Origin of the sequence: Bacillus pumilus (genome assembly GCF_009937765.1) — a bacterium.
Lineage (GTDB): Bacteria > Bacillota > Bacilli > Bacillales > Bacillaceae > Bacillus > Bacillus pumilus_O.
This window is the reverse complement of the sequence record NZ_CP047089.1, coordinates 1,534,319-1,556,393: the sequence shown is the minus strand read 5'-3', so window position 1 is coordinate 1,556,393 and position 22,075 is coordinate 1,534,319. Positions and strand designations below refer to the sequence as shown.

17 protein-coding genes and 1 other annotated feature are annotated in these 22,075 nt (G+C 42.6%); of the genes, 2 read left to right on the top strand and 15 right to left on the bottom strand.

From position 1 onward, the window contains the following. Positions 1–57: 57 nt before the first annotated feature. Positions 58–2,700 (bottom strand): valine--tRNA ligase, encoded by a 2,643-nt coding sequence (locus GPS65_RS07520; protein WP_119125188.1) that lies wholly within the window; start codon positions 2,698–2,700, stop codon positions 58–60. A gap of 59 nt (positions 2,701–2,759) precedes the next feature. Beyond that, positions 2,760–2,989, bottom strand: a binding site (T-box leader). 168 nt (positions 2,990–3,157) lie between these two features. Between GPS65_RS07520 and GPS65_RS07515 the strand changes: the two genes are divergently transcribed. Next, positions 3,158–3,346: a hypothetical protein gene (locus tag GPS65_RS07515; RefSeq protein ID WP_003216497.1), complete on the top strand. Its 189-nt coding sequence runs from the start codon at positions 3,158–3,160 to the stop codon at positions 3,344–3,346. 46 nt (positions 3,347–3,392) lie between these two features. On the opposite strand, the gene ysxE is transcribed toward GPS65_RS07515, so the two are convergent. From ysxE to hemA, 8 genes are all read right to left on the bottom strand, one after another. After that, a complete protein-coding gene (gene ysxE, locus GPS65_RS07510) occupies positions 3,393–4,424 on the bottom strand; it encodes a spore coat protein YsxE (RefSeq protein ID WP_119125189.1) in 1,032 nt (343 codons plus the stop codon). A 37-nt stretch (positions 4,425–4,461) separates the two neighbouring features. Beyond that, complete coding sequence (locus GPS65_RS07505) at positions 4,462–5,745, bottom strand: LysM peptidoglycan-binding domain-containing protein (protein ID WP_119125190.1); 1,284 nt, start codon at positions 5,743–5,745, stop codon at positions 4,462–4,464. A gap of 322 nt (positions 5,746–6,067) precedes the next feature. Further along, positions 6,068–7,360: a glutamate-1-semialdehyde 2,1-aminomutase gene (gene hemL, locus GPS65_RS07500; RefSeq protein WP_012010775.1), complete on the bottom strand. Its 1,293-nt coding sequence runs from the start codon at positions 7,358–7,360 to the stop codon at positions 6,068–6,070. Between the two features lie 27 nt (positions 7,361–7,387). Beyond that, positions 7,388–8,359: a porphobilinogen synthase gene (gene hemB, locus GPS65_RS07495; RefSeq protein WP_024423171.1), complete on the bottom strand. Its 972-nt coding sequence runs from the start codon at positions 8,357–8,359 to the stop codon at positions 7,388–7,390. Next, a complete protein-coding gene (locus GPS65_RS07490) occupies positions 8,356–9,147 on the bottom strand; it encodes a uroporphyrinogen-III synthase (protein ID WP_119125191.1) in 792 nt (263 codons plus the stop codon). The genes hemB and GPS65_RS07490 overlap by 4 nt, the downstream gene beginning before the upstream one ends. After that, positions 9,144–10,079, bottom strand: coding sequence for a hydroxymethylbilane synthase (hemC, locus tag GPS65_RS07485; RefSeq protein ID WP_119125192.1), 936 nt, complete (start codon positions 10,077–10,079; stop codon positions 9,144–9,146). Before hemC ends, GPS65_RS07490 begins: the two co-directional genes overlap by 4 nt. Positions 10,080–10,120: 41 nt before the next feature. Continuing rightward, positions 10,121–10,951 (bottom strand): cytochrome c biogenesis protein, encoded by an 831-nt coding sequence (locus tag GPS65_RS07480; RefSeq protein ID WP_119125193.1) that lies wholly within the window; start codon positions 10,949–10,951, stop codon positions 10,121–10,123. Positions 10,952–10,958: 7 nt separating this feature from the next. After that, positions 10,959–12,326 (bottom strand): glutamyl-tRNA reductase, encoded by a 1,368-nt coding sequence (gene hemA / locus GPS65_RS07475; protein WP_012010780.1) that lies wholly within the window; start codon positions 12,324–12,326, stop codon positions 10,959–10,961. Between the two features lie 242 nt (positions 12,327–12,568). Between hemA and GPS65_RS07470 the strand changes: the two genes are divergently transcribed. After that, positions 12,569–13,054 carry a hypothetical protein gene (locus GPS65_RS07470; RefSeq protein WP_012010781.1) on the top strand — a complete coding sequence of 162 codons (486 nt, stop codon included), beginning with the start codon at positions 12,569–12,571 and terminating at the stop codon, positions 13,052–13,054. A 43-nt stretch (positions 13,055–13,097) separates the two neighbouring features. Here GPS65_RS07470 and yihA read toward each other — a convergent pair whose 3' ends face one another. The 6 genes from yihA to ddcA form a co-directional block, all read right to left on the bottom strand. Beyond that, entirely contained in the window at positions 13,098–13,685 is a 588-nt protein-coding gene (gene yihA, locus GPS65_RS07465; RefSeq protein WP_012010782.1) for a ribosome biogenesis GTP-binding protein YihA/YsxC, read from the bottom strand. Then, complete coding sequence (gene lon / locus GPS65_RS07460) at positions 13,682–16,006, bottom strand: endopeptidase La (RefSeq protein WP_012010783.1); 2,325 nt, start codon at positions 16,004–16,006, stop codon at positions 13,682–13,684. The genes yihA and lon overlap by 4 nt, the downstream gene beginning before the upstream one ends. Before the next feature lie 171 nt (positions 16,007–16,177). Then, a complete protein-coding gene (gene lonB, locus GPS65_RS07455) occupies positions 16,178–17,839 on the bottom strand; it encodes an ATP-dependent protease LonB (RefSeq protein WP_012010784.1) in 1,662 nt (553 codons plus the stop codon). Positions 17,840–17,975: 136 nt separating this feature from the next. Further along, on the bottom strand, positions 17,976–19,241 hold the full coding sequence (gene clpX, locus GPS65_RS07450; RefSeq protein WP_012010785.1) for an ATP-dependent protease ATP-binding subunit ClpX: 1,266 nt from the start codon (positions 19,239–19,241) through the stop codon (positions 17,976–17,978). Positions 19,242–19,492: 251 nt separating this feature from the next. Beyond that, positions 19,493–20,767 carry a trigger factor gene (tig, locus tag GPS65_RS07445; protein ID WP_012010786.1) on the bottom strand — a complete coding sequence of 425 codons (1,275 nt, stop codon included), beginning with the start codon at positions 20,765–20,767 and terminating at the stop codon, positions 19,493–19,495. A gap of 239 nt (positions 20,768–21,006) precedes the next feature. Further along, entirely contained in the window at positions 21,007–22,014 is a 1,008-nt protein-coding gene (gene ddcA / locus GPS65_RS07440; protein ID WP_012010787.1) for a DNA damage checkpoint antagonist DdcA, read from the bottom strand. Positions 22,015–22,075 lie beyond the last annotated feature (61 nt).

Here is a 22,075-nt window from a genome sequence, read left to right as displayed (position 1 = left end):
TCATCCGAAATTTTCAAAAAAGACGACTCCATTTTGTCAGGAGCCGTCTTTTCAACCTTATGCTTTCAGCTCTTCAATGCGCTTTTGAACAGCTTCGCGTTTTGCGACATAGTCACGTTCTTTCGCACGCTCTTCTTCTACGACACTTTCAGGCGCTTTTTTCATAAAGCCTTCGTTGCCAAGCTTTTTCTGGACGCGCTCTACTTCTTTTGTCAGCTTATCCAGTTCTTTTTGTAGACGAGCGATTTCCTCATCTAAGTTGATTAAACCTTCAAGCGGCAGAATGAGCTCCGCTCCAGAAATAACAGCCGTCATCGCTTTATCACTAGCTGGAACATCTGTGCCGATTTCAAGTACACTTGGGTTCGTAAAGCGCTCAATATATGAACGGTTTTTCTCTAAGCGTTCCTGCACATCAGATGTAGAGGCTTTAATGTACAGCTCCACCTGTTTGCTCATTGGCGTATTCACTTCACTGCGGATGTTACGAACAGAGCGGATGAGCTCCACGAGCAGTTTCATATCAGCAGACGCTTGTTCGTTTGAAAGCTCCGGCTTCACCTCCGGCCAAGCCGCGACAGTAATCGATTCACCTTCGTGCGGAAGATGCTGCCAGATTTCTTCTGTTAAGAATGGCATGAACGGATGAAGAAGTCTCATCGTCTGATCTAATACGTACGCAAGGATCGAACGAGTCGTTTTCTTTGCTGCTTCATCTTCTCCATAAAGCGGAAGCTTCGCCATCTCAATGTACCAATCACAGAAGTCATCCCAAATGAAGTTGTATAAATGTCTGCCTACTTCACCGAATTCATACTTGTCAGCTAGCTGTGTGACACTTTCAATCGTTTCATTTAAGCGGGTTAAAATCCATTGATCAGCAACTGATTTTTCTCCTGTCAAATTAAGCTCATCATACGTTAAGCCATCCATGTTCATTAAAGCAAAACGTGATGCGTTCCAAATTTTGTTCGCAAAGTTCCAAGTGGATTCAACCTTTTCAAAGCTAAAGCGAAGATCCTGACCTGGTGAGCTTCCAGTTGCTAAGAAATATCTTAATGAATCTGCACCATACTTGTCGATGACCTCCATTGGATCAATTCCGTTTCCTAGCGACTTACTCATTTTACGTCCTTGCTCGTCACGGATCAGCCCATGAATAAGAACGTCTTTAAACGGTTTTTCTCCTGTGAATTCAAGACCTTGGAAGATCATGCGAGAGACCCAGAAGAAAATGATGTCATAGCCTGTTACAAGCAGGTTTGTTGGATAGTAGCGCTTGAAGTCTTCACTCTCTGCATCCGGCCAGCCCATTGTAGAGAAAGGCCAAAGCGCTGAACTAAACCAAGTATCAAGCACATCGTTATCCTGTTCCCAGTTCTCTATATCTTCTGGTGCTTCCAGTCCTACGTATACTTCTTTCGTTTCTTTATGGTACCAAGCTGGAATGCGGTGTCCCCACCATAGCTGACGAGAAATACACCAGTCACGGATATTTTCCATCCAGTGTAAATACGTCTTTTCAAAGCGGTCTGGAACAAATTGAACTTGGTCGTCCCCATTTTGAAGGTTGATGGCTTCGTCTGCTAGCGGCTGCATTTTTACAAACCATTGTGTTGATAAATAAGGTTCAACGACAGCTCCGCTTCGCTCACTATGACCAACTGAATGCATATGGTCCTCAATTTTGAACAAAACACCCTCTTCTTGTAAGTCTTTTACAAGCTGTTTACGGCATTCAAAGCGGTCCATCCCTTTGTATTGCAGTGCATTTGCATTCATTGTGCCATCTTCATTCATGACTAGAATACGCTCTAGGTCATGGCGGTTTCCAAGCTCAAAGTCATTCGGGTCATGAGCAGGTGTAATTTTCACAGCTCCTGAACCAAACTCCATATCGACGTAGTCATCAGCAACGATCGGAATCTCGCGTCCTGTAATTGGCAAGACCACTGTTTTTCCAATCAAATGCTGGTAACGTTCGTCATCAGGGTGCACAGCAACAGCTGTATCTCCGAGCATTGTTTCAGGTCTTGTCGTCGCAATTTCAATTGAACCCGTGCCATCTGAAAGTGGGTATCTTAAGTGATAAAACGCGCCTTGAACATCTTTATAAATGACTTCAATATCAGAAAGTGCCGTTTTCGTCGCTGGATCCCAGTTAATGATGTACTCTCCGCGATAGATCAGCCCTTTTTCATACAATTGAACAAACACTTGGCGTACCGCTTTATTCAGACCCTCATCCAATGTAAAACGTTCACGCGAGTAATCAAGACCAAGTCCCATTTTCGCCCACTGGCTGCGAATAAAGTCCGCATATTCTTCTTTCCATTTCCACGTTTCTTCCACAAATTTCTCGCGGCCAAGGTCATAACGGCTGACGCCTTCTTCGCGAAGCTTTGCCTCGACCTTTGCTTGGGTCGCAATACCGGCATGATCCATTCCTGGAAGCCATAGAACGTCATAGCCCTGCATCCGTTTCATACGTGTCACGATGTCTTGAAGAGTCGAATCCCATGCATGCCCAAGGTGCAGTTTTCCTGTCACGTTTGGTGGAGGAATGACGACTGTATATGGATCTTTCGTTTTGTCATTTTGTGCTTCGAAGAATTTTCCTTCAAGCCAGTACGTATAGCGGTCTTTTTCAATCGCATTTGGGTCGTACTTTGTTGGCATTTCTTGATTATTTGTTTCCATTTATGTAACCTCCACATTTTTTCGGCTGATGAAACATAAAAAAAGCCTTTTCATCCTTATAAAAGGACGAAAAAGCTTTTTCGCGGTACCACCTTTTTTCATGGAACACATAGACGTGTCCCATACACTCTAAAGGATAACGGGGTTCTCCCGAATTTCTCTACTTGTTCATTCAAGAAATTAAGCTCACAGGCGACCTTCCAAACAAGTATATCCTAGGAAACCTTTCAGCTCATGGTCTCCCTCTCTTTAGGGTCTTGCTCGTACTCTTCCTGATCCACGCTTACGATATATCACGTTCATCAGCACATACTCATCTTTTATTTATATTACTAAATGCCTTTTGTTTTCGTCAATCATCTTTTCCGCTTTTCTTCTTCTTTATACAAATTGGACAAGCACCCTTTGCCTCTTTGCCCATATGATAATAGCAAAATGAAGAAGGAGGGCGTTTACTTTGAAGAAGATCAATCCATATACACTCCCCCCCTGGCTGAGACAAATTCGGGCAGTGGCCTCCCAAGTCGTTCTCCCGATTGCGATATTTCAAGGGTTTCGTACGATTATTTTCCCCACGACATTTGACGTCCTCATCCTAGGTATTCTCATTTTTCTTGCCTGTGCCTTTCACCTTGATTGGTTTTAAACGCTTGCGCTTATGTACCAGCCAATATGAACACAAAATAACCTCGTCATTCCGCTGATGACGAGGCACTTTGTTCTTCTTCAAGCCGTCTAGCCTGCTCAATTTCGTGAATCTTCATGACGGTCGGCTCTGAATTTTTCATCTGCCAATACGCTCTTAACAGCTGTTGACAGCTTTCCATCTCATCCTGCCCGCCTGCTTCATAGGTTTTCACTGTATCAAACAGACCTTGCGGATAAGCAAGGTAACTAAGAAACAAATGAAGCTCTTCCTCCCGAAGAGGATTTCCTTTTTGATACGTATAAAACAAGGATGTGCATTCAGGACACGACGTGGGATAGGTTTTGAACGTCCGAAAGTAAAAGGTCAGAAGATCATAAATGGGGGCAGCTTTTTTAGACCGCTCAAAATTGGTGAAATGTCCTGTGCCCACATCATTGTACAAAAAGTGATGAATCGACAGCTGCCCATGATTTAACACGACACGAGTTGTTTCTTTACCTTTCATTTCTTCATGCCAATCTTCTAGTCGTTCACGGGCAAATTCGCTAGCAGACATCGCCTCTGAAAAATACATCGCAGCAGCCAGTTCAAATGGCGACATATACCACGTTTGCTCTGCCCGCTCTATGAATCGTTCATACATGTCTTTCTCTGTTTCCCATTTGGTCTTGATTTGTGTGTAGTGCGCTTCGATCTCTTGCTCTGTGATATCCATCATCACTTCAGTCCGCTGATGAAGTCTTGCAATCTCTTGAAATAAATATTCGTGTTTATCGTCCTGCTCTTCTCTCTTTTCATTCGTCAGCCAAGGCATCAGATAGTATGCGTACTGGCTTTCACGATGACTTGAGAAAAAAGAACCGCTCTTCGTCCGATAAATCGGCACAAAAGAGCGATAGCCCTTTGATTCTAGTTCAAGCATTTGCTCTGTAAACTGCATATGTCGACTGGCTTTTACTCGCTTTAAGGCAAATGCACCCTGCTTTGTATATACTTTGACGACAGCAGGACTGACAGGTTCAATGTATTCCGCTTCAAGCCCGTATTCGTATAGGACAGATTGGATCTCATCCACGTTCACTCACCACATTTTCTCGATCGGTCATCTCTTGTTATGCATTGCTTTTTTGATATTCAGGAATATAAAGAATCTGCCCTTCTTCAAGCTCCGCATCCACCGATAATGAATTTGTGCGAAGAAGCTGCTGCACATTCAACTGATATCGCTCACAAATACGATCGACCGTATCTTTTTGCTGAACTATACATATTTTCATGCGAGAAAAATCTTCCTCCTCCTGCTTAGCAAACAGCTTTGTTAAATAAAGAGAATTCTCACTACCAGACGTTTCCCTCACGTCTTCTTCAAATGCCTCTTCTTCTTGAGCTGACTCATATACTTTTGGCGCTTCTCGTTCATATAACCGGCCGAGCTGGTACGTATCATCCTGCGCCTCTTGCGTCTCTTGCGCCTCTTCCTCTTCTACGTGATAAACAGGTGCTTCAAACACTGGATACGGCTGGGCCGTTTCTTCCTGCTCTTCAGCTGCTTCGGGATCTTTCCTCACTTCCACCTCAAAGAATGTATCCTCCTGTTTCTCTTCTTCTAAGAGCTTAGGCGGTTCAAAAAATGGTGGTTCTTGCACCTGAGCTTCAGGTAAGGAGCGATAACCAAGCACCGCTTCTTCTTGGCTCTCCGTTTCCTCACGTTCTTCCGATTCCTCCAGTTCTGCGGTTTCTTCTTCCCTACTCACCAGCTCTATCTCAATTTCTTCTTCCTGCTTTTCTTCTTCGGCGCGCGTGTCATGCTGAAATACAGTCTGCTCCTCATCAATCTCACGTTCATCGTCTTGTAGCTTTTCTTCTTGCTCTTCTTCTGGCTGCAGCTGATAATCATAGGTCACGTCGCCATATTCTTCTTCAGAACGATGAACAAATTCATACGGCTCCTCTACAGGCGCTTGAGGCGTTTCCTCGTCTAAAAGACCCTCAATCGCTAGATCAGCTTGAATGGTGAGCAAACGATTTTCTGTCAGCTGGTAATCAAACGCATCAATAAACACAAACACATCATTTAAATGACTGATTTTGTTTTTAGGAATCGTGATATCGACTGGGAATTGATGCAGAAGCTCCGCTGTCCCGTCTTCTCTGACCTTCACCTCATCAGCTTCTCTGTATGATGCATAGGAACTCAATTCACCCAATAGCTCCTCTTGATTTATGTTGTATTCTCCTGTTAGCTCGAGTGAACCTCTAATCGAAACATAATCATTCACTTCTTGAACGAGAATGTCAGGATCGAGAGAAATAGACAGCAGCTCACTGACTTCCTGTCCGCTTTTGAAATAGATGGATTCTTCTACTGAAAACTGTAATCGATTGTTTTGAGACAAGTCGGTGTCCTCCTTTCATCTAATCCTTCAAAATAAAATTAGATGTCAATACAGATGTATGTGAGAGGCAGTGAAAATATGATTGGTTTTCAGCAACACAAAAAAGCCGATATGTCTCCATATCGGCGCAGCGTGTAGACAAACCCTCGCATTCGTTGTCAGTCCTGCGCGCAGGTGCTCACGAATATCAATTCGCTCCGCTCCTGCGCTCGACCTTCCTAGACTTCAAAGGTTTTCAATTCACGCTGAAAAGAAGACACAAGGCTGAAAACAAGCCTTGTGTCATGATCAAAAGCCGATATGTCTCCATATCGGCTTTCGTTTATCGACGTAGTTTTTGAAATACTTTTTCCACTGTCTCAATCGTATATTCGATGTCTTCATCTGTATGGGCTGTTGACAGGAACAGTCCTTCGAATTGAGAAGGTGGAAGGAAGATACCGTGATCGGCCATTTCCTTGTAAAATTCAGCAAATAAAGCGAGATCAGCATTTTTGGCTATGTCATAATTGATCACTTCTTCATCTGTAAAGAAGAATCCAATCATCGAACCCGCACGGTTAAACGTTAATGGAATTCCGTGTGTTTTCGCCGCATTTGAAATGCCTTCTTCCAGCCGGTCTCCTTTTCGTCTAAACTCTTCGTAAGACTCAGGTGTCAGCTGTTTTAAGGTTTCTAAGCCTGCTGTCATCGCAAGTGGGTTACCAGATAACGTTCCTGCTTGATAAATTGGACCGCTTGGCGCAATTTGTCTCATAATATCCGCTCTTCCGCCATAAGCACCGACCGGGAGACCGCCACCAATCACTTTACCAAGACACGTCAGATCAGGTGTGACGCCAAAGTAGCCTTGTGCGCAGTGATAATCCACACGGAAGCCGGTCATGACCTCATCAAAAATGAGTAAGGCTCCGTATTGCTCTGTGATATCTCTCAGCCCTTGTAAGAAACCGTCTTGCGGAGGGACAACGCCCATATTTCCTGCAACCGGCTCGACAATCACTCCTGCAATATCGTCCCCAAACTCCTGAAATGCAACTTGAATGCTTTCTAAATCATTATAAGGCACTGTGATCGTATTGCTTGCAGTCCCTTCAGGTACACCTGGACTATCTGGAAGCCCAAGCGTTGCGACGCCTGAACCTGCTTTAATGAGCAAAGAATCCCCGTGGCCATGATAGCAGCCTTCAAATTTCACAATTTTATTTCTGCCTGTAAAGCCTCGAGCTAGACGAAGTGCACTCATCGTTGCCTCTGTACCAGAGCTGACCATACGAATGACTTCGATAGAAGGAACCCGCTCTGATACAAGCTTAGCTAATTCATTTTCAACTAATGTGGAAGCACCAAAGCTTGTCCCCTTTTCTGCAACTCGCTGAATGCTTTCAACCACACGGTCATTCGTATGCCCTAAAATAAGCGGCCCCCATGATAAGACATAATCGATGTATTCATTCCCATCAATATCATAGATCTTGGCGCCTTTCCCCCGCTCCATAAAAATCGGATCTGTGTTCACTGATTTAAATGCACGCACAGGGCTGTTGACACCACCAGGCATTAAATGCTGTGCTTCTTCAAATGCTTGCTTTGATTTTTCATAGCTACGTCCCATTTCAACATCCTCCTGTCTATCCGTTCTTTATTCTGAGAGCCATTTTGCTGCATCTTTTGCATGATACGTAATGATGAGTTCTGCTCCTGCACGTTTCATGCTTGTCAGCATTTCAAGAACAAGCTCTTTTTCAGAAATCCACCCATTTTGAGCAGCGGCTTTAACCATTGCATATTCTCCGCTCACATTGTAAGCAACAACAGGGAGTGTAAATTCATTTTTGACATCACGCATAATATCTAAATAAGAAAGGGATGGTTTCACAATGAGGAAATCCGCTCCCTCTTCTACGTCAGATTGCGCTTCTCTTAATGCTTCTAAACGGTTTGCAGGGTCCATTTGGTATGTTTTACGATCTCCAAACTGCGGTGTGCTATGCGCTGCGTCACGAAACGGACCATAAAACGCACTTGCATATTTCACAGCATATGACATGACGGGTACATGAATAAAGCCAGCTTCATCAAGCGCTTCACGAATGGCCACAACAAATCCATCCATCATATTAGAAGGAGCAATAATATCTGCACCTGCGCGCGCTTGGCTAACAGCTGTTTTTGCTAAAAGCTGAAGAGATTCATCATTTAAAATTTCACCATCTTCAACAATCCCGCAATGTCCATGATCTGTATATTGGCATAAGCAAGTGTCTGCAATGACCACAAGCTCTGGGAAATGCTTTTTAATTTCAAGCGTCGCTCTTTGCACAATGCCATGGTCGTGATACGCCTCACTGCCCACATGGTCTTTATGATCTGGAACACCAAATACAATAATTGATTTGATACCTAGATCGACAAGCTCTTGGACTTCTTCTTTTACAAGGTCCACTGAAATGTGATAAACACCCGGCATTGAAGAAACTTCTTTTCGGACATTTTCTCCCTCTACAAAAAAGATCGGATAAATGAAATCAGATGGTCTTAAAAAGGTTTCTCTGACTAATTCTCTCATTCCTGCGCTTGTCCGCAGTCTGCGGTGTCTGTTAAATTTCATCATTTGTTCAACTTCCTTTCAGATAAACGGCACATCAATTCAAGCATTCCGTCTATCGTATAAGTATCTGGGGTTTCAGAAGAAATCCCGTATTGAAGCAGTGCCTCTTTTGTTAGAGGACCGATCGTCACAAAACAAGTGTCAGAAGCAGCCAGCTTCGCTGCATCTGCCTCCATGGCATGCATAAATGAATGGACAGTCGATGAGCTCGTAAATGTAATAAAATCAAATGATTGCTTCGTCATTGCCGTTTTAAGAGCGGCAATTCCTTCCTCATCCTTGACCGTTTCATATAAAATCCATTCCTTTACTTCTATGCCAAGTGGAACAAGCGTTTTCTTCACGACATCTCGAGAAAGGTGTCCTTTTGCTATAAACACACGCTCTCCCGGACGCACATGGTTAAGCAACGCGTCTGCGAGCTCTTCCGCTATGAATCGTTCTGGTACAACATCCACCTTCAAGCCGTGTTGCTCAAGATAGGCAGAGGTTTTCTCACCTACCGCAGCTACTTTTAAATGGGATAAACTTTTATGTAAATGATGGTCCTCTATGTAGCTGAGAAAAAAAGACGCACCATTTACACTCGTGAAAACAAGCCATTGGCTATTTTCTAAGTCCTTTAAAAAGGCCTGCGCATTTTCATTTGTGAGCGTAGGCTCAAACCGAATAAGAGAGGTTAAAACAGCATGGCCGTTCAGCTCTTCAATCTTTTGCTGAAACACACCCGCTTGACGTTCATTTCGAGTGACAAGCACCGTCTGTCCGTGAAGCGATTGGCCTATGGTCATTGGGACGACAGATCCTTTTTCACCTTGTCGATTAAATCCTTTGCTCCCTTATCAGCCATCTGCTTTGCACATGCTGTTCCAATTGCCTCAGGGTCAGTGCCTGATACAGTTTCTCGAATAATCGTATGTCCATCAGCAGATGCCACAAGACCCGTCAGTTCAATTTCATCGCGCTCATTCATCGTTGCATATCCAGCAATCGGCACCTGACAGCTGCCATCCATTTGTTTGAGGAAGGCTCGTTCAGCGAGAACCGTTTTCTTTGTGTATTCATTCGTAAATTGAGCGAGGAGCTGCAATAGCTCTTCATCATCTCCGCGGCACTCAATTGACAAAGCGCCTTGGCCAACTGCGGGCAGGCAAGTCTCAGGAGATAAAAATTCAGACACAACCTCTTTACTCCAGCCCATTCTGGACAGACCAGCAGCCGCTAAAATAATGGCATCATATTCTTCATTTTTCAGCTTTTCCAATCGTGTATCAATGTTACCTCGAATCCATTTAATGTTCAGATCTGGTCTTTCCTGAAGAAGCTGGGCACTGCGCCGTAAGCTACTTGTTCCTACAACAGCACCCTTCGGCAGCTCATGAAGATGCAGATGATCCTTCGAAATAAGGGCGTCCCTTACATCTTCACGCTCAGGAATACAGCCAATGACTAATCCTTCAGGAAGAGCTGCCGGCATATCCTTCATACTGTGAACTGCCATATCGATGTCGTGATTCAGCATCGCCTGTTCAATTTCTTTGACAAACAGTCCTTTTCCGCCAACCTTAGATAAAGTTACATCTAAAATTTGATCACCCTTTGTCACAATCTCTTTTATTTCAAAAGAATAAGAAGGGTTTAGTTCAGACAGCTTTTGAATGACCCATTTTGTTTGTGTAATTGCAAGCTTACTTCTTCTAGAACCTACTTTAATTGTACGCAATTCGTCTTCCTCCCGACAATGCCCTTAAGACTCATCATTATTTATTGAAACCAATGAAAGGTTGATAAGCTACCAAGCAGAAAATAATTGATCATGAGCACAAGGAATGAACCGACATTCCATAGTGCCACGACTTTGCCCTGCATATTTCTCACCAATCTGATATATAAGTAAACCCCATATAAAAACAGCATAATAAACGAACCAAGCACCTTTGCATCTGTCCAGTACAACGTATCATACGAAACATATGCCCAAATAATGCCAAGAATCAAACTAAGTAAGAGCATCGGCACGCCAATAATGTTTAATACGTATGCCATATGATCAAGCTTCGATAAATCTTCAATTCTTAGAAGCCATTTCCCCCATATTTTCTTTTTCAGCAAACGATATTGAAAGAGATAGAGAAGAGAGAAAGCAAATGAAAGTGAAAAGGCACCGTATGATAAAATCGCCATCGTAATATGAATCACAAGCAATTCACTCGTCAACTTCCCCGTTAGTTCTGCTGAGTGAAGATCAGATGGTGTAAAGGTGTGAATCGCCATCAAGGAAAAACCGATGACATTTGTAAAAAAGACGATAAATTCAACACGCAATACTTTTGTGAGAACAAGCGAAAGTGTCACAAGCACCCACGTATAAAAATATAACCCCTCTGCTACATTCAACACAGGGAATCGGTCTGTTTCCATCATAATATAGAACATGTAGACTGTTTGCAGCAGCCAGACAATAGAAAGCAACCAGAAAGCTATTTTTCCAGCCTTCCGGTTGTGTTGAAGAAAATCTATGAAATAGAACAAGACACTTAGTGCATAAATCAAGGTCGTCGTTTCATTGAGTCTCGCTACAATGGATTCCAACATCGCTTAATCACTCACTGGCAACTGTAGCAAAGCCTTGTGCCATATTTGGTTTGAACAGCTGAAATGATCCTTGCTCCACCTGCACCGGCTCGACCTTTTGCTCTTCATCTTCAACCTGTAAATCAAAGATTTCTTTAAAGAGTAAAAGTTTTTCCTCTGCATTCGGCTCCGCGGCAATTTCTTTTGCCTTTAAGATAGGATCTTTCAGCATTTGATTGATAATGCTTTTCGTATGTTTATTTAATAGCTTCATTTCACGGTGTGTGAGATTCGGAAGCTTTCGCTCAATACTCTGCATCGTATCCGCTTGAATCGTCAGCGCTTTTTCTCTAAGTGCAGAAATGACAGGAACCACACCAAGCGTATTCAGCCATTGCTTAAATTCGACAATTTCGGCTTCAATGAGTAGCTCAACCTGCTCAGCCACCGCACGGCGTTCTTTTAAGTTCGCTGCCACGATGCCCTCAAGGTCATCAATGTCATACAAAAAAGCACCTTCTACTTCAGAAATGGCTGGATCTAGATCACGTGGCACAGCAATATCCACCATAAATAGTGGTCTGCCCTTCCGCTTTTTATTCGCACTTTCAACCATTTCTTTTGTAATGACAAATTGTTTCGCACCAGTGGAGCTAATTAAAATGTCCGCTTCGGATAATGTTTTTTCCAATTGGTTTAAGCTTTTAGGCTCTCCTGAAAAACGTCCCGCCAATTCTTTTGCTTTCTCATACGTTCGATTGATAACCGTTACTTGACCAATTCCTTGACCTTGAAGGTTTTGAGCCGCTAGTTCGCCCATTTTACCCGCACCAAGAATCAGGACATGTTTATCAGAAAGACGTCCAAAGATTTTTTTGGCAAGCTCGACAGCTGCATAGCTGACAGACACAGCATTAGACGCAATGTCTGTTTCCGCATGAGAGCGTTTTGCAACGGTGACCGCCTGTTTAAACAAATAATTGAAAACGGTACCAATGGTCTTCTCCTCTTGAGCTACTTTAAAGCTAGAGCGCACTTGACCAAGTATTTGTGTTTCGCCAATCACCATGGAATCAAGTCCACAGGCCACACGGAATAAATGCTCGACCGCTCCATCATTTTCATAGAACTTCAAATATGGCGAGACATCTTCCTTTTCCAAACCGAACCAATCAGCTAAAAATCTTTTTATATAAAACCGTCCAGTATGAAGCTGATCTACCACTGCGTAGATCTCTGTTCGATTACATGTTGAGATGACGATATTCTCTAGAATGCTTTTTTCTTCTTTAAGCTTGGACATCGCTGTTCCGAGCTCGCTCGGTTCAAAGCTCAGCTGTTCCCGTATCTCAACAGGGGCTGTTTTATAATCTAAACCCACAACAAGAATATGCATAACTTCAGCTTGCACCCCCAACGCCCTGTCTAATTTATAATAATTACAATATAGAATTTATTATTTATAATGATTATAACATATATTCATTTTTAACTGGATGAAAATTGTGAACAGATTTCAAAAATGTTGTGATATAGTAGAAAAATGTTCGACATCCATTATGCCATATCATCACTTCAAGCAATTTACCAGATTTGGCGCGTGCGGACAAATGATCTGCTTAAAAGAAGGTGACATCTTTGAAGAAGAAATCCATTTTGCTGCCGCTCACTTTGCTGGCTGTAGCGCTATATGCCATTCTCTCCGGAGGTCAATTTGACATTTGGAAGGAGCAAGAGAAATGGTATACACTCATACTGCTTTTTGGCCTTGCTTTCTTATATCAAGGAAAGAAGGAGCAAGAAAGCGCTCATGTGTTTATCGGTATGCTGATGACGGGCCTTTCGCTACACTTTATTCTTCAGCCAAAATTGGACTACTGGCCAGACACATTTACGATGATTGTATTCATCGTTGGACTTGCCCTTTTTGTGAAATCCTCTCAGAAAAAAGAATATCGTATTGAAAGTGTTGTTCTCATTGCACTCGGTCTGTTCCTTTATTTCTTTCAGCAAATTACAAAACAGCTAAGTTCCCTTTCGATCCCTACTTCCGGTTTTGAATTGTACTGGCCTTATGTACTGATAGCTGTCAGTCTCCTCTTATTATTTTTAAAAAGGAAATAACTTATACAATAAAAAGGCATCTGCTCATGACAGATGCCTTTTTTTATTTATTAATCTTTGCAAGGATGGCATTCCAGGCTTCGTCTTTTCCCTTTTTTGTTTCAGAAGAGAATAGGACTAGTTCATCTGATGGGGCAATGTCAAGCGTCTGTTTGACGACTTTCGCATGTTTTTCCCATTTGCCTTTTGGAATTTTGTCCGCCTTTGTTGCGATGACGATCACAGGAACTCCGTAATATTTCAGGAATTCATACATGTTCACATCATCTACTGATGGCTTATGACGCAGGTCCACAATTTGGACGACTGCTTTTAATTCTTCACGCATTGTAATATACGTTTCGATCATTCTACCCCAGGCCTCGCGCTCTGTCTTTGACACTTTAGCAAAGCCGTAACCTGGAACGTCCACAAAATGGAGCATATCATTGATGATGTAGAAATTAAGCGTTTGGGTCTTACCTGGTTTAGAAGACGTACGCGCTAAATTTTTACGATTAATCAATGAGTTGATGAACGAGGATTTCCCAACATTTGATCGTCCAGCAAGAGCGATTTCAGGCAGTCCCCCGCTTGGGTACTGCTCTGGTTTAACCGCACTAATGACGATATCTGATTTTGTTACTTTCATCTTCCCTCTCCTACCAACGCTTTCTCAAGCACCTCATCTAAATGCGAGACCGGAATAAAGGTTAGTCCTTCTCTCACACTTTCAGGAATATCATCAATATCCTTCTCATTGTCCTTTGGAAGAATAATGGTTTTCAGTCCTGCGCGATGTGCACCTAATGCTTTTTCTTTTAGTCCGCCAATTGGAAGCACTCTTCCTCTTAGCGTAATCTCTCCTGTCATACCAACCTCTTTTGACACAGGTCGTCCTGTGAGGGCTGATACAAGAGCCGTCGCAATGGTGATACCAGCTGATGGCCCGTCCTTTGGAACCGCACCCTCTGGAACATGGATATGAATATCATGCTTTTCATTAAAATTAGGATCAATGTTCAGTTCATCTGCCTTCGAACGAATATAACTGAATGCCGCCTGTGCAGATTCTCTCATGACATCACCTAGCTTACCTGTTAACAACAGCTTGCCTTTACCCGGAGAAAGCGATACCTCAATCGACAAGGTGTCCCCCCCAACAGTCGTATACGCAAGTCCTGTAACAACTCCCACTTGGTCTGTCGTTTCAGCCTGACCATAACGGTAAAGTCTTTTTCCGAGAAATTCAGATAAGTTCTTTTCCGTCACTGTGATGCGTTTGCGGTCTTCAGCCACAATTGCTCTTGCTGCTTTACGGCATATCGCCGCAAGCTGACGCTCTAATCCACGAACACCCGCTTCTCTTGTGTAATAGCGAATCGTATCATAAATCGCGGCTTCACGAAGCTGCAAGTTCCCTTTCTTTAATCCGTGCTCCTTTAGCTGCTTCGGCAGAAGATGGTCTTTCACAATTTCTGCTTTTTCAACCTCTGTATACCCTGCAATCGTGATAATCTCCATTCTATCACGAAGTGGACCTGGAATGGTTGCTAAATTGTTGGCAGTGGCAATAAACAACACTTGAGACAAATCAAATGTTTCTTCAATATAGTGATCACTGAAGTTATGATTTTGCTCTGGATCTAAGACTTCAAGCATTGCAGAAGATGGATCACCTCTAAAATCAGAGGACATCTTATCAATTTCATCTAAAAGGAAAACCGGATTCATCGTTCCTGCCTTGCTCATTCCGCGAATGATACGTCCTGGCATTGCCCCTACATACGTTCTTCTATGTCCACGAATCTCAGACTCATCGCGAACACCGCCAAGGGAAACACGGATAAACTTTCGGTCAAGTGATTTGGCAATCGATTTGGCAAGTGACGTTTTCCCGACTCCTGGAGGTCCTGCTAAACAAAGAATCGGTCCTTTTAAAGAATTGGTCAGCTTTTGTACAGCAAGATATTCAAGTACTCGTTCTTTGACCTTTTCCAGCCCGTGATGCTCATCATCTAAAATTTCACTTGCAATTTTTAAATCGAGACGATCTTCTGTATAGATACCCCACGGGAGGCCAATCAGCCAATCAATATAATTTCGAATCACAGAGCTCTCAGCAGAGCTTGAAGGAATTTTTTCATAACGGTTCAATTCTTTGAGCGCCGTTTCACGAACAGAATCTGGCATGCTCGATTCTTCGATTTTAGACATTAAAGAACTGACTTCGCCAGTTTTCCCTTCTTTGTCTCCAAGCTCCTTTTGAATGGCTTTCATTTGTTCACGTAAATAATATTCTTTTTGCGTCCGTTCCATTGAACGTTTCACGCGCTGCCCGATTTTCTTTTCAATCTCGAGTACTTCTTTTTCATTGTGAATTAAGCTGATGACCCGGTTCAGCCGTTTTTTAACATCCACTGTTTCGAGCACTTCTTGTTTGTCCTTTAATTTAAGCGGTAGGTGAGAAGCAACGATATCTGCCATTCTCCCCGGTTCCTCAATATCTGTTACTGTTGCATATGTTTCAGCTGAGATTTTTTTTGAAATTTTTATGTATTGATCAAAGTGATCTAACAATGTACGCATGAGGGCTTCTGCTTCTGCGTCCTTTAATTCTTCTTCTGCCAATTCTTTAATGTCGACGGACGTATAGTCCTCCAGCTCGACATATGATTCGATCTGTGCTCGATTTAGGCCTTCAACGAGTACACGAATCGTTCCATTTGGCAGCTTCAGCATTTGTTTAATTTTTGTGTAGGTGCCGACTTTGAAAATTTCCTCTTCACCTGGTTCATCTATTGAAATTTCCCGCTGTGTTGCTAGAAAAATCATATGATCGTTCATCATTGCCTGTTCTAATGCTTGAACAGACTTTTCGCGTCCAACGTCCAAATGCAAGACCATTGTTGGATAAACAAGCAAACCTCGCAATGGAAGGAGCGGAACATTCTTTTTGATTTCATCTGCCATGTTGATTGACACCTCCGTCACTAGTATGAATCATTATAATATACCTGTTTCAGTCTTGTACAATGTAAAAGACTTGAGAAATGTTGATCTTACCGTAGTATACCCTTTCTTTTTATCTTGAAAAAGAAAAAAAGATCTATTTCACTAAAAAATCCCCATATGTGATGGGGATTAAACAGATTTTCTTTTCATTTCGTCTTCTAGTCCATCTTTCTTCTCGTCTGGCGGGTTGACCAGACACTGATCCAGCACCTCTTGGAAGTGCTTCACAGGCACAATGGTGACCCCTTCAATCTCCTTTAAGATCGACTGCTGATTGTCATAAGGAATAATGACGGTTGTGGCACCCGCCTGCTTCGCTGCCTTAATCTTCGGTATCACACCACCGATTGGCTTCACCTGACCCTGCAATCCGATTTCACCCGTCATGGCTGTCAGATGATCAATTGGAATTTGATGTATGGCTGAGAAGATTGCAGTCGCCATGGCAATCCCAGCAGACGGTCCATCAATTGGGGCGCCGCCTGGAAAATTAATATGGATGTCATATTCATTTGTCCGAATGCCTAAATTTCGTAGCACCGTTAATACATTTTCAACCGATCCTTTCGCCATACTTTTTCGTCGAATGGATTTCGACTGATTGCCAATGCTTTCTTCTTCTGCAATGCCTGTAATGTTAATACTGCCTTTCTCAAGCGCCTTACAGATGTTCACTTCAATCTCAAGCAGGGCACCGCTGTTTGGTCCATACACAGCCAGTCCATTGACGACCCCCACTTTTGGCTTTTCCGGTACTTTTTGTTCATATCTTGGTGTCAGCTGGCTTGAATGAATGACCCATTCTACATCTTCAATCGTGATGTCTTTTCGGTTTTCCGTCACCGCCATACCAGCGGCAATCTGCACCATGTTGACCGCTTCACGTCCATTTTTCACATAGGAGGTTAACAAGTTCAGCCCTTCATCACTTAATTCCTTTTGAATTTTTTGGACAGCCTTAGCAGCGACGATTTTCAGTTCATGCTGGTCAAGGTCTTTAAAGAAAATTTCCAGACATCTTGACCGAATCGCTGGTGGAATTTCGTCAGGTGTTCTTGTCGTCGCACCAATTAATCGAAAATCAGCCGGAAGCCCATTTTGGAAAATATCATGAATGTGATTCGGGATCTGGGTATTTTCTTCACTATAGTAAGCACTGTCTAAAAAGACTTTCCGATCTTCCAGCACTTTGAGCATTTTGTTCATTTGAATCGGATGCAGCTCGCCAATTTCATCGATAAACAGAACACCGCCATGAGCATGTGTGACGGCTCCTTGTTTTGGCTGCGGAATGCCTGCCTGCCCCATTGCTCCAGCCCCTTGGTAAATGGGGTCATGCACGGAACCAATAAGCGGGTCTGCAATGCCTCGTTCATCGAATCTTGCGGTTGTGGCATCGAGCTCTACAAAGACCGCATCTTTTTTAAATGGTGAATCAGCGTGACGCTTCGCTTCTTCCATCACAAGACGGGCAGCGGCTGTTTTACCGACTCCCGGTGGTCCGTAAACGATGACATGCTGTGGGTTCGGTCCGCATAGTGCCGCTTTTAGTGCACGAATGCCGTCTTCCTGCCCCACGATATCTTGAAACCCCTTTGGCCGGACTCTCTCTGACAAGGGTTCACTCAGCTTGATTGACCGCATCTTTCTGAGTGCTTCCATTTCTTTCTTTGACTCTTTGTCTATCGTCACCTTTTGTGTGCGCTGATTTCTCAGTAAGTTCCAAAAGTACAGCCCGATGACGATACCAAAGAACAGTTGTATGAATAATACGATTCCTGTCCAGCTCAATCGGTGCTCCCTCCTTCATCTATCGTATGTATTGGTTTCTGTCTGCTAGTATTTCCTAGAGCTGGACGGAATAAACACAACTTCCACGATAAATAAAAAACTCCTGAATCAAAAAGATTCAGGAGTGAGACAACTCTTATGCAGATGTTTTCGTATCTTTATTGACGACTGTGCCGTCCTTTAACACAAGACGCGGCGACTCGCCATCGGCAACCGTTGCACCAGTGATGACACATTTTTCAATATCGTCACGTGATGGAAGGTCAAACATCACATCAAGCATAATGCCTTCAATGATTGAACGAAGACCACGAGCTCCTGTTTTACGCTCAATTGCTTTTTTCGCAATTTCGCTAAGAGCATCTTCTTCAAATTCTAGCTCTACATCATCAAGCTCAAGCATTTTTGTATACTGCTTAACGAGTGCATTTTTAGGCTTCGTCAAGATCTCTACAAGTGCTTTTTCATCTAACGGCTCTAGGCTTGCAATAACCGGCAAGCGGCCGATGAATTCTGGGATTAAACCGAAACGAAGCAAGTCTTCTGGGAGTACTTTTGATAGAAGGACTTCTTTTTCGAGATCTTCGATTTTATTTTCCGCGCCGAATCCAATGACTTTTTGACCTAGGCGGCGTTTGATGATTTGCTCAATGCCGTCAAAGGCTCCACCACAAATAAAGAGGATATTTGTCGTATCGATTTGAATGAATTCTTGATGAGGATGCTTACGCCCACCTTGAGGCGGTACACTAGCAACAGTTCCTTCAAGAATTTTCAATAGTGCTTGCTGAACACCTTCCCCAGATACATCACGAGTGATAGAAGGGTTTTCTGATTTTCTTGCTACTTTATCGATTTCATCGATGTAGATAATGCCTTTTTCCGCTTTTTCTACATCATAATCGGCTGCTTGGATCAGCTTTAGTAAAATATTCTCTACGTCTTCACCAACATAACCTGCTTCAGTTAGTGATGTTGCATCTGCAATCGCAAATGGCACATTTAAAATACGAGCAAGCGTTTGAGCAAGTAATGTTTTACCGCTTCCTGTTGGTCCAATCATAGAGATATTACTTTTCGAAAGCTCAACATCATCAATCTTACTGTTTGAATTGATCCGTTTATAGTGATTATAAACCGCTACAGCTAAGGATTTCTTCGCATTTTCTTGACCGATGACATATTCATCAAGAATCTCCCGAATTTCATGAGGCTTCGGAACATCCTTGAATTCAACTTCTTCCTCAGTGCCGAGCTCTTCTTCAACTATTTCCGTGCAAAGCTCGATACATTCATCACATATATATACGCCAGGTCCTGCGACCAGTTTACGCACTTGATCTTGCGTTTTTCCGCAAAACGAGCATTTTAATTGACCTTTTTCCTCGTTGAATTTAAACATTCTTTCACCCCTTATTCTTCTTCACTTGCCTGTAGCTAACAGTCAGCTACCTTTCTGGGTCCAGTATGTATGCATTTTACCATACTTTCCTAAAAGACGGTAATGATGTGTTTCTAACACTGCACATCGAGATATGTATAACAGAAAGATGCGACTTACACTATCGTTTCCAAAAGAAGCGATGATAAGTCAAAAATTGTACAAAACAAGGCACGAGTCACTCGCGCCCTGTTTTATTATTATGCACCATATTAACGGTTTTCTACAAGAAAATCAATTGCTTTGCGAACTTTTAGATCTTCTTTCATTGCTTCAGTAGATCCGATCGCTTGTTTGATGTTTTCAATTGGCATGTTGTATGCTTCAGCCATTTTTGAAAGCTCTTCTTCTACTTCTTCATCAGACACTTGTAAGTTTTCTGCAGCAGCAATTGCTTCAAGTGTTAGGTTAGATTTTACGCGTTTAGCAGCATCTTCTTTCATTTGCTCTTTAAGCGCATCTTCATCTTGTCCTGAGAATTGGAAGTAAAGCTCAAGGTTCATTCCTTGCATTTGAAGGCGTTGTTCGAATTCTTTCATCATACGGTCTAGCTCTGTGTCAACCATCGCTTGTGGGATGTCAACTTCCGCATTTTCAGAAGCTTTCTCAACTAGCTCTTCACGAAGTTTACCTTCTGCTTCGTTTTCTTTCGCTTCTTCAAGACGTTTCTTTGTTTTTTCAGTTAGTTCAGCAAGCGTTTCTACTTCTTCATCAACATCTTTCGCGAACTCATCGTCAAGTGCTGGAAGTTCTTTTGCTTTGATTTCGTGAATTTTCACTTTGAATACAGCTGGTTTACCTGCAAGGTCTTCAGCGTGGTATTCTTCTGGGAAAGTGACTTCTACGTCTTTTTCAGCGCCTGCTTCAAGACCAACTAATTGCTCTTCGAAACCAGGGATGAATGAACCAGAACCTACTTCAAGAGAGTAGTTCTCAGCTTTTCCGCCTTCGAATGCTTCTCCATCAACGAATCCTTCGAAATCAAGAACAACTGTATCGCCGTTTTCGATTGCGCCTTCTTCTTTGACAACAAGCTCAGCTTGACGGTTTTGCATGCCTTTTAACTCTTCTTGTACATCTTCATCAGTGACAGTAGCGTCGTCTTTTTCTACGTTAAGACCTTTGTAGTCACCAAGTTTCACTTCAGGCTTCACCGTTACTTTTGCAGTGAAGATCAAGCTTTCGCCTTTTTCGATTTTCTCAACATCGATTTCAGGACGATCAACTGGATCGATACCAGCTTCGTCGATTGCTTTTGGATACTCAACTGGAAGAAGAATATCTAATGCATCTTGATAAAGAGATTCTACACCAAAACGCTGTTCGAAAAGACCACGTGGTACTTTCCCTTTACGGAATCCAGGGATCGATACTTGCTTGACAACTTTCTTAAACGCATCATCAAGTGCTTTGTTAAATGTTTCAGCATCAACTTCTACAGTTAAGACGCCTTCGTTACCTTCTTGTTTTTCCCATTTTACTGACATGTGTGTTTCCCTCCAAAAATCTATTCAGATTGTGCGTTGTTACATTCTAAAGCATCATAAAGACTTCGTCCAATTAAAAACCACGCACGCCGCTAAAGAAGCGGTATTATGTATACAACTTTTGACTTGATTATACATATCGTCTTTCAACCATTGGAATCGACAACTGCACGATATATGCACAAATACAACCATTATATTATAACATAACAAGACCGTCTTTCAACTAAATCGACAAATTACAAATAAGAAATTTCTTCAATATCTTTCAGCATTGTGCAAGCTTCTCTCAGCTCTCGTTCATCAAATTCATACAATAGATGTAATTCTTCGAGGTCAATCTCGATCCCATGCATTTCATAGCCGACTTTATGAAGTGCTGCTGCCCAAAGATTCGGATCTGTATATTTAGGTAGAAATGGATATAGGACAAATAAGTGACGGCGCCATAACTCTTCCACGCCTTGGTAAAGGGTTGGGTTCTCATTGCCGAGTGTGTCATCGAGCTTACGAAGAACTTGCTGAAGCAGCGGCATTTGCTCTGGCTTGACAGCCTCAGAAGGAACAAGCGTTAACGAATCACCGAACTTCGTCACATGAACCGGCTTTGCCACATCATGATCTGACAGTAGCTGCAGGATCAATGATTTGACCAATGGGTTTCCATCAGGCTTTTGTAGGATCGTATTTAATAGACCCATATGCGGCGTGATGTTTCGATCTTTCAGCGAATGAATGAACTGCACCTGCTCTTCTGGCCGTTCGAGCATATCATCTATATTGATTTCGCCGCCGTCATCATCGTCTTCATCTAAAATTTGTTCAGGCGATTCGATCATTTTTCTACTAAATTCGAGCAGCTTGTAAAAATGCTCTGCGCTTTCTGCTGGAAGGTGGTTTTCCTCAAGTACTGCTTCAATTGTCTGCTTCACTTCTTCATATTCTTTCAGCTGAATTAAGATTGTCATATACACTTGAAGCACGGTGAAGTAATGACCATATCCTTCATGCAGCATCTTTTCACACACACGCTTTGCATCCTGCAGCTCGCCCAGCTCTAGAAAACAAATTGCCATGCCGAGATGAATATCGGATTCTTCATCATCATCATAAGATTTTGCTTCTGAAAACAAGTGAAGCGCCTCTTGATACTGTTTATCTTTTAATGCTGCCATTCCTTTTTCAATCAGTCTTTCTTTCAGACCAGGAAACAAAATGACATTATCTTTCTTCTTGTCATGTTTCATGCTTACGTTCCTTTCGGGCGCATATTTTTTATCAGTTTACCAACGAAGGTTGGTAAACACA

Excerpts from the sequence above, each read along its gene's own strand:
- GPS65_RS07520 (WP_119125188.1), bottom strand. The coding sequence starts at position 2,700 with ATGGAAACAAATAATCAAGAAATGCCAACAAAGTACGACCCAAATGCG.
- hemL (WP_012010775.1), bottom strand. The coding sequence starts at position 7,360 with ATGGGACGTAGCTATGAAAAATCAAAGCAAGCATTTGAAGAAGCACAG.
- hemB (WP_024423171.1), bottom strand. The coding sequence starts at position 8,359 with ATGATGAAATTTAACAGACACCGCAGACTGCGGACAAGCGCAGGAATG.
- GPS65_RS07490 (WP_119125191.1), bottom strand. The coding sequence starts at position 9,147 with ATGACCATAGGCCAATCGCTTCACGGACAGACGGTGCTTGTCACTCGA.
- GPS65_RS07480 (WP_119125193.1), bottom strand. The coding sequence starts at position 10,951 with ATGTTGGAATCCATTGTAGCGAGACTCAATGAAACGACGACCTTGATT.
- hemA (WP_012010780.1), bottom strand. The coding sequence starts at position 12,326 with ATGCATATTCTTGTTGTGGGTTTAGATTATAAAACAGCCCCTGTTGAG.
- yihA (WP_012010782.1), bottom strand. The coding sequence starts at position 13,685 with ATGAAAGTAACAAAATCAGATATCGTCATTAGTGCGGTTAAACCAGAG.
- lon (WP_012010783.1), bottom strand. The coding sequence starts at position 16,006 with ATGGCAGATGAAATCAAAAAGAATGTTCCGCTCCTTCCATTGCGAGGT.
- clpX (WP_012010785.1), bottom strand. The coding sequence starts at position 19,241 with ATGTTTAAATTCAACGAGGAAAAAGGTCAATTAAAATGCTCGTTTTGC.
- tig (WP_012010786.1), bottom strand. The coding sequence starts at position 20,767 with ATGTCAGTAAAATGGGAAAAACAAGAAGGTAACGAAGGCGTCTTAACT.
- ddcA (WP_012010787.1), bottom strand. The coding sequence starts at position 22,014 with ATGAAACATGACAAGAAGAAAGATAATGTCATTTTGTTTCCTGGTCTG.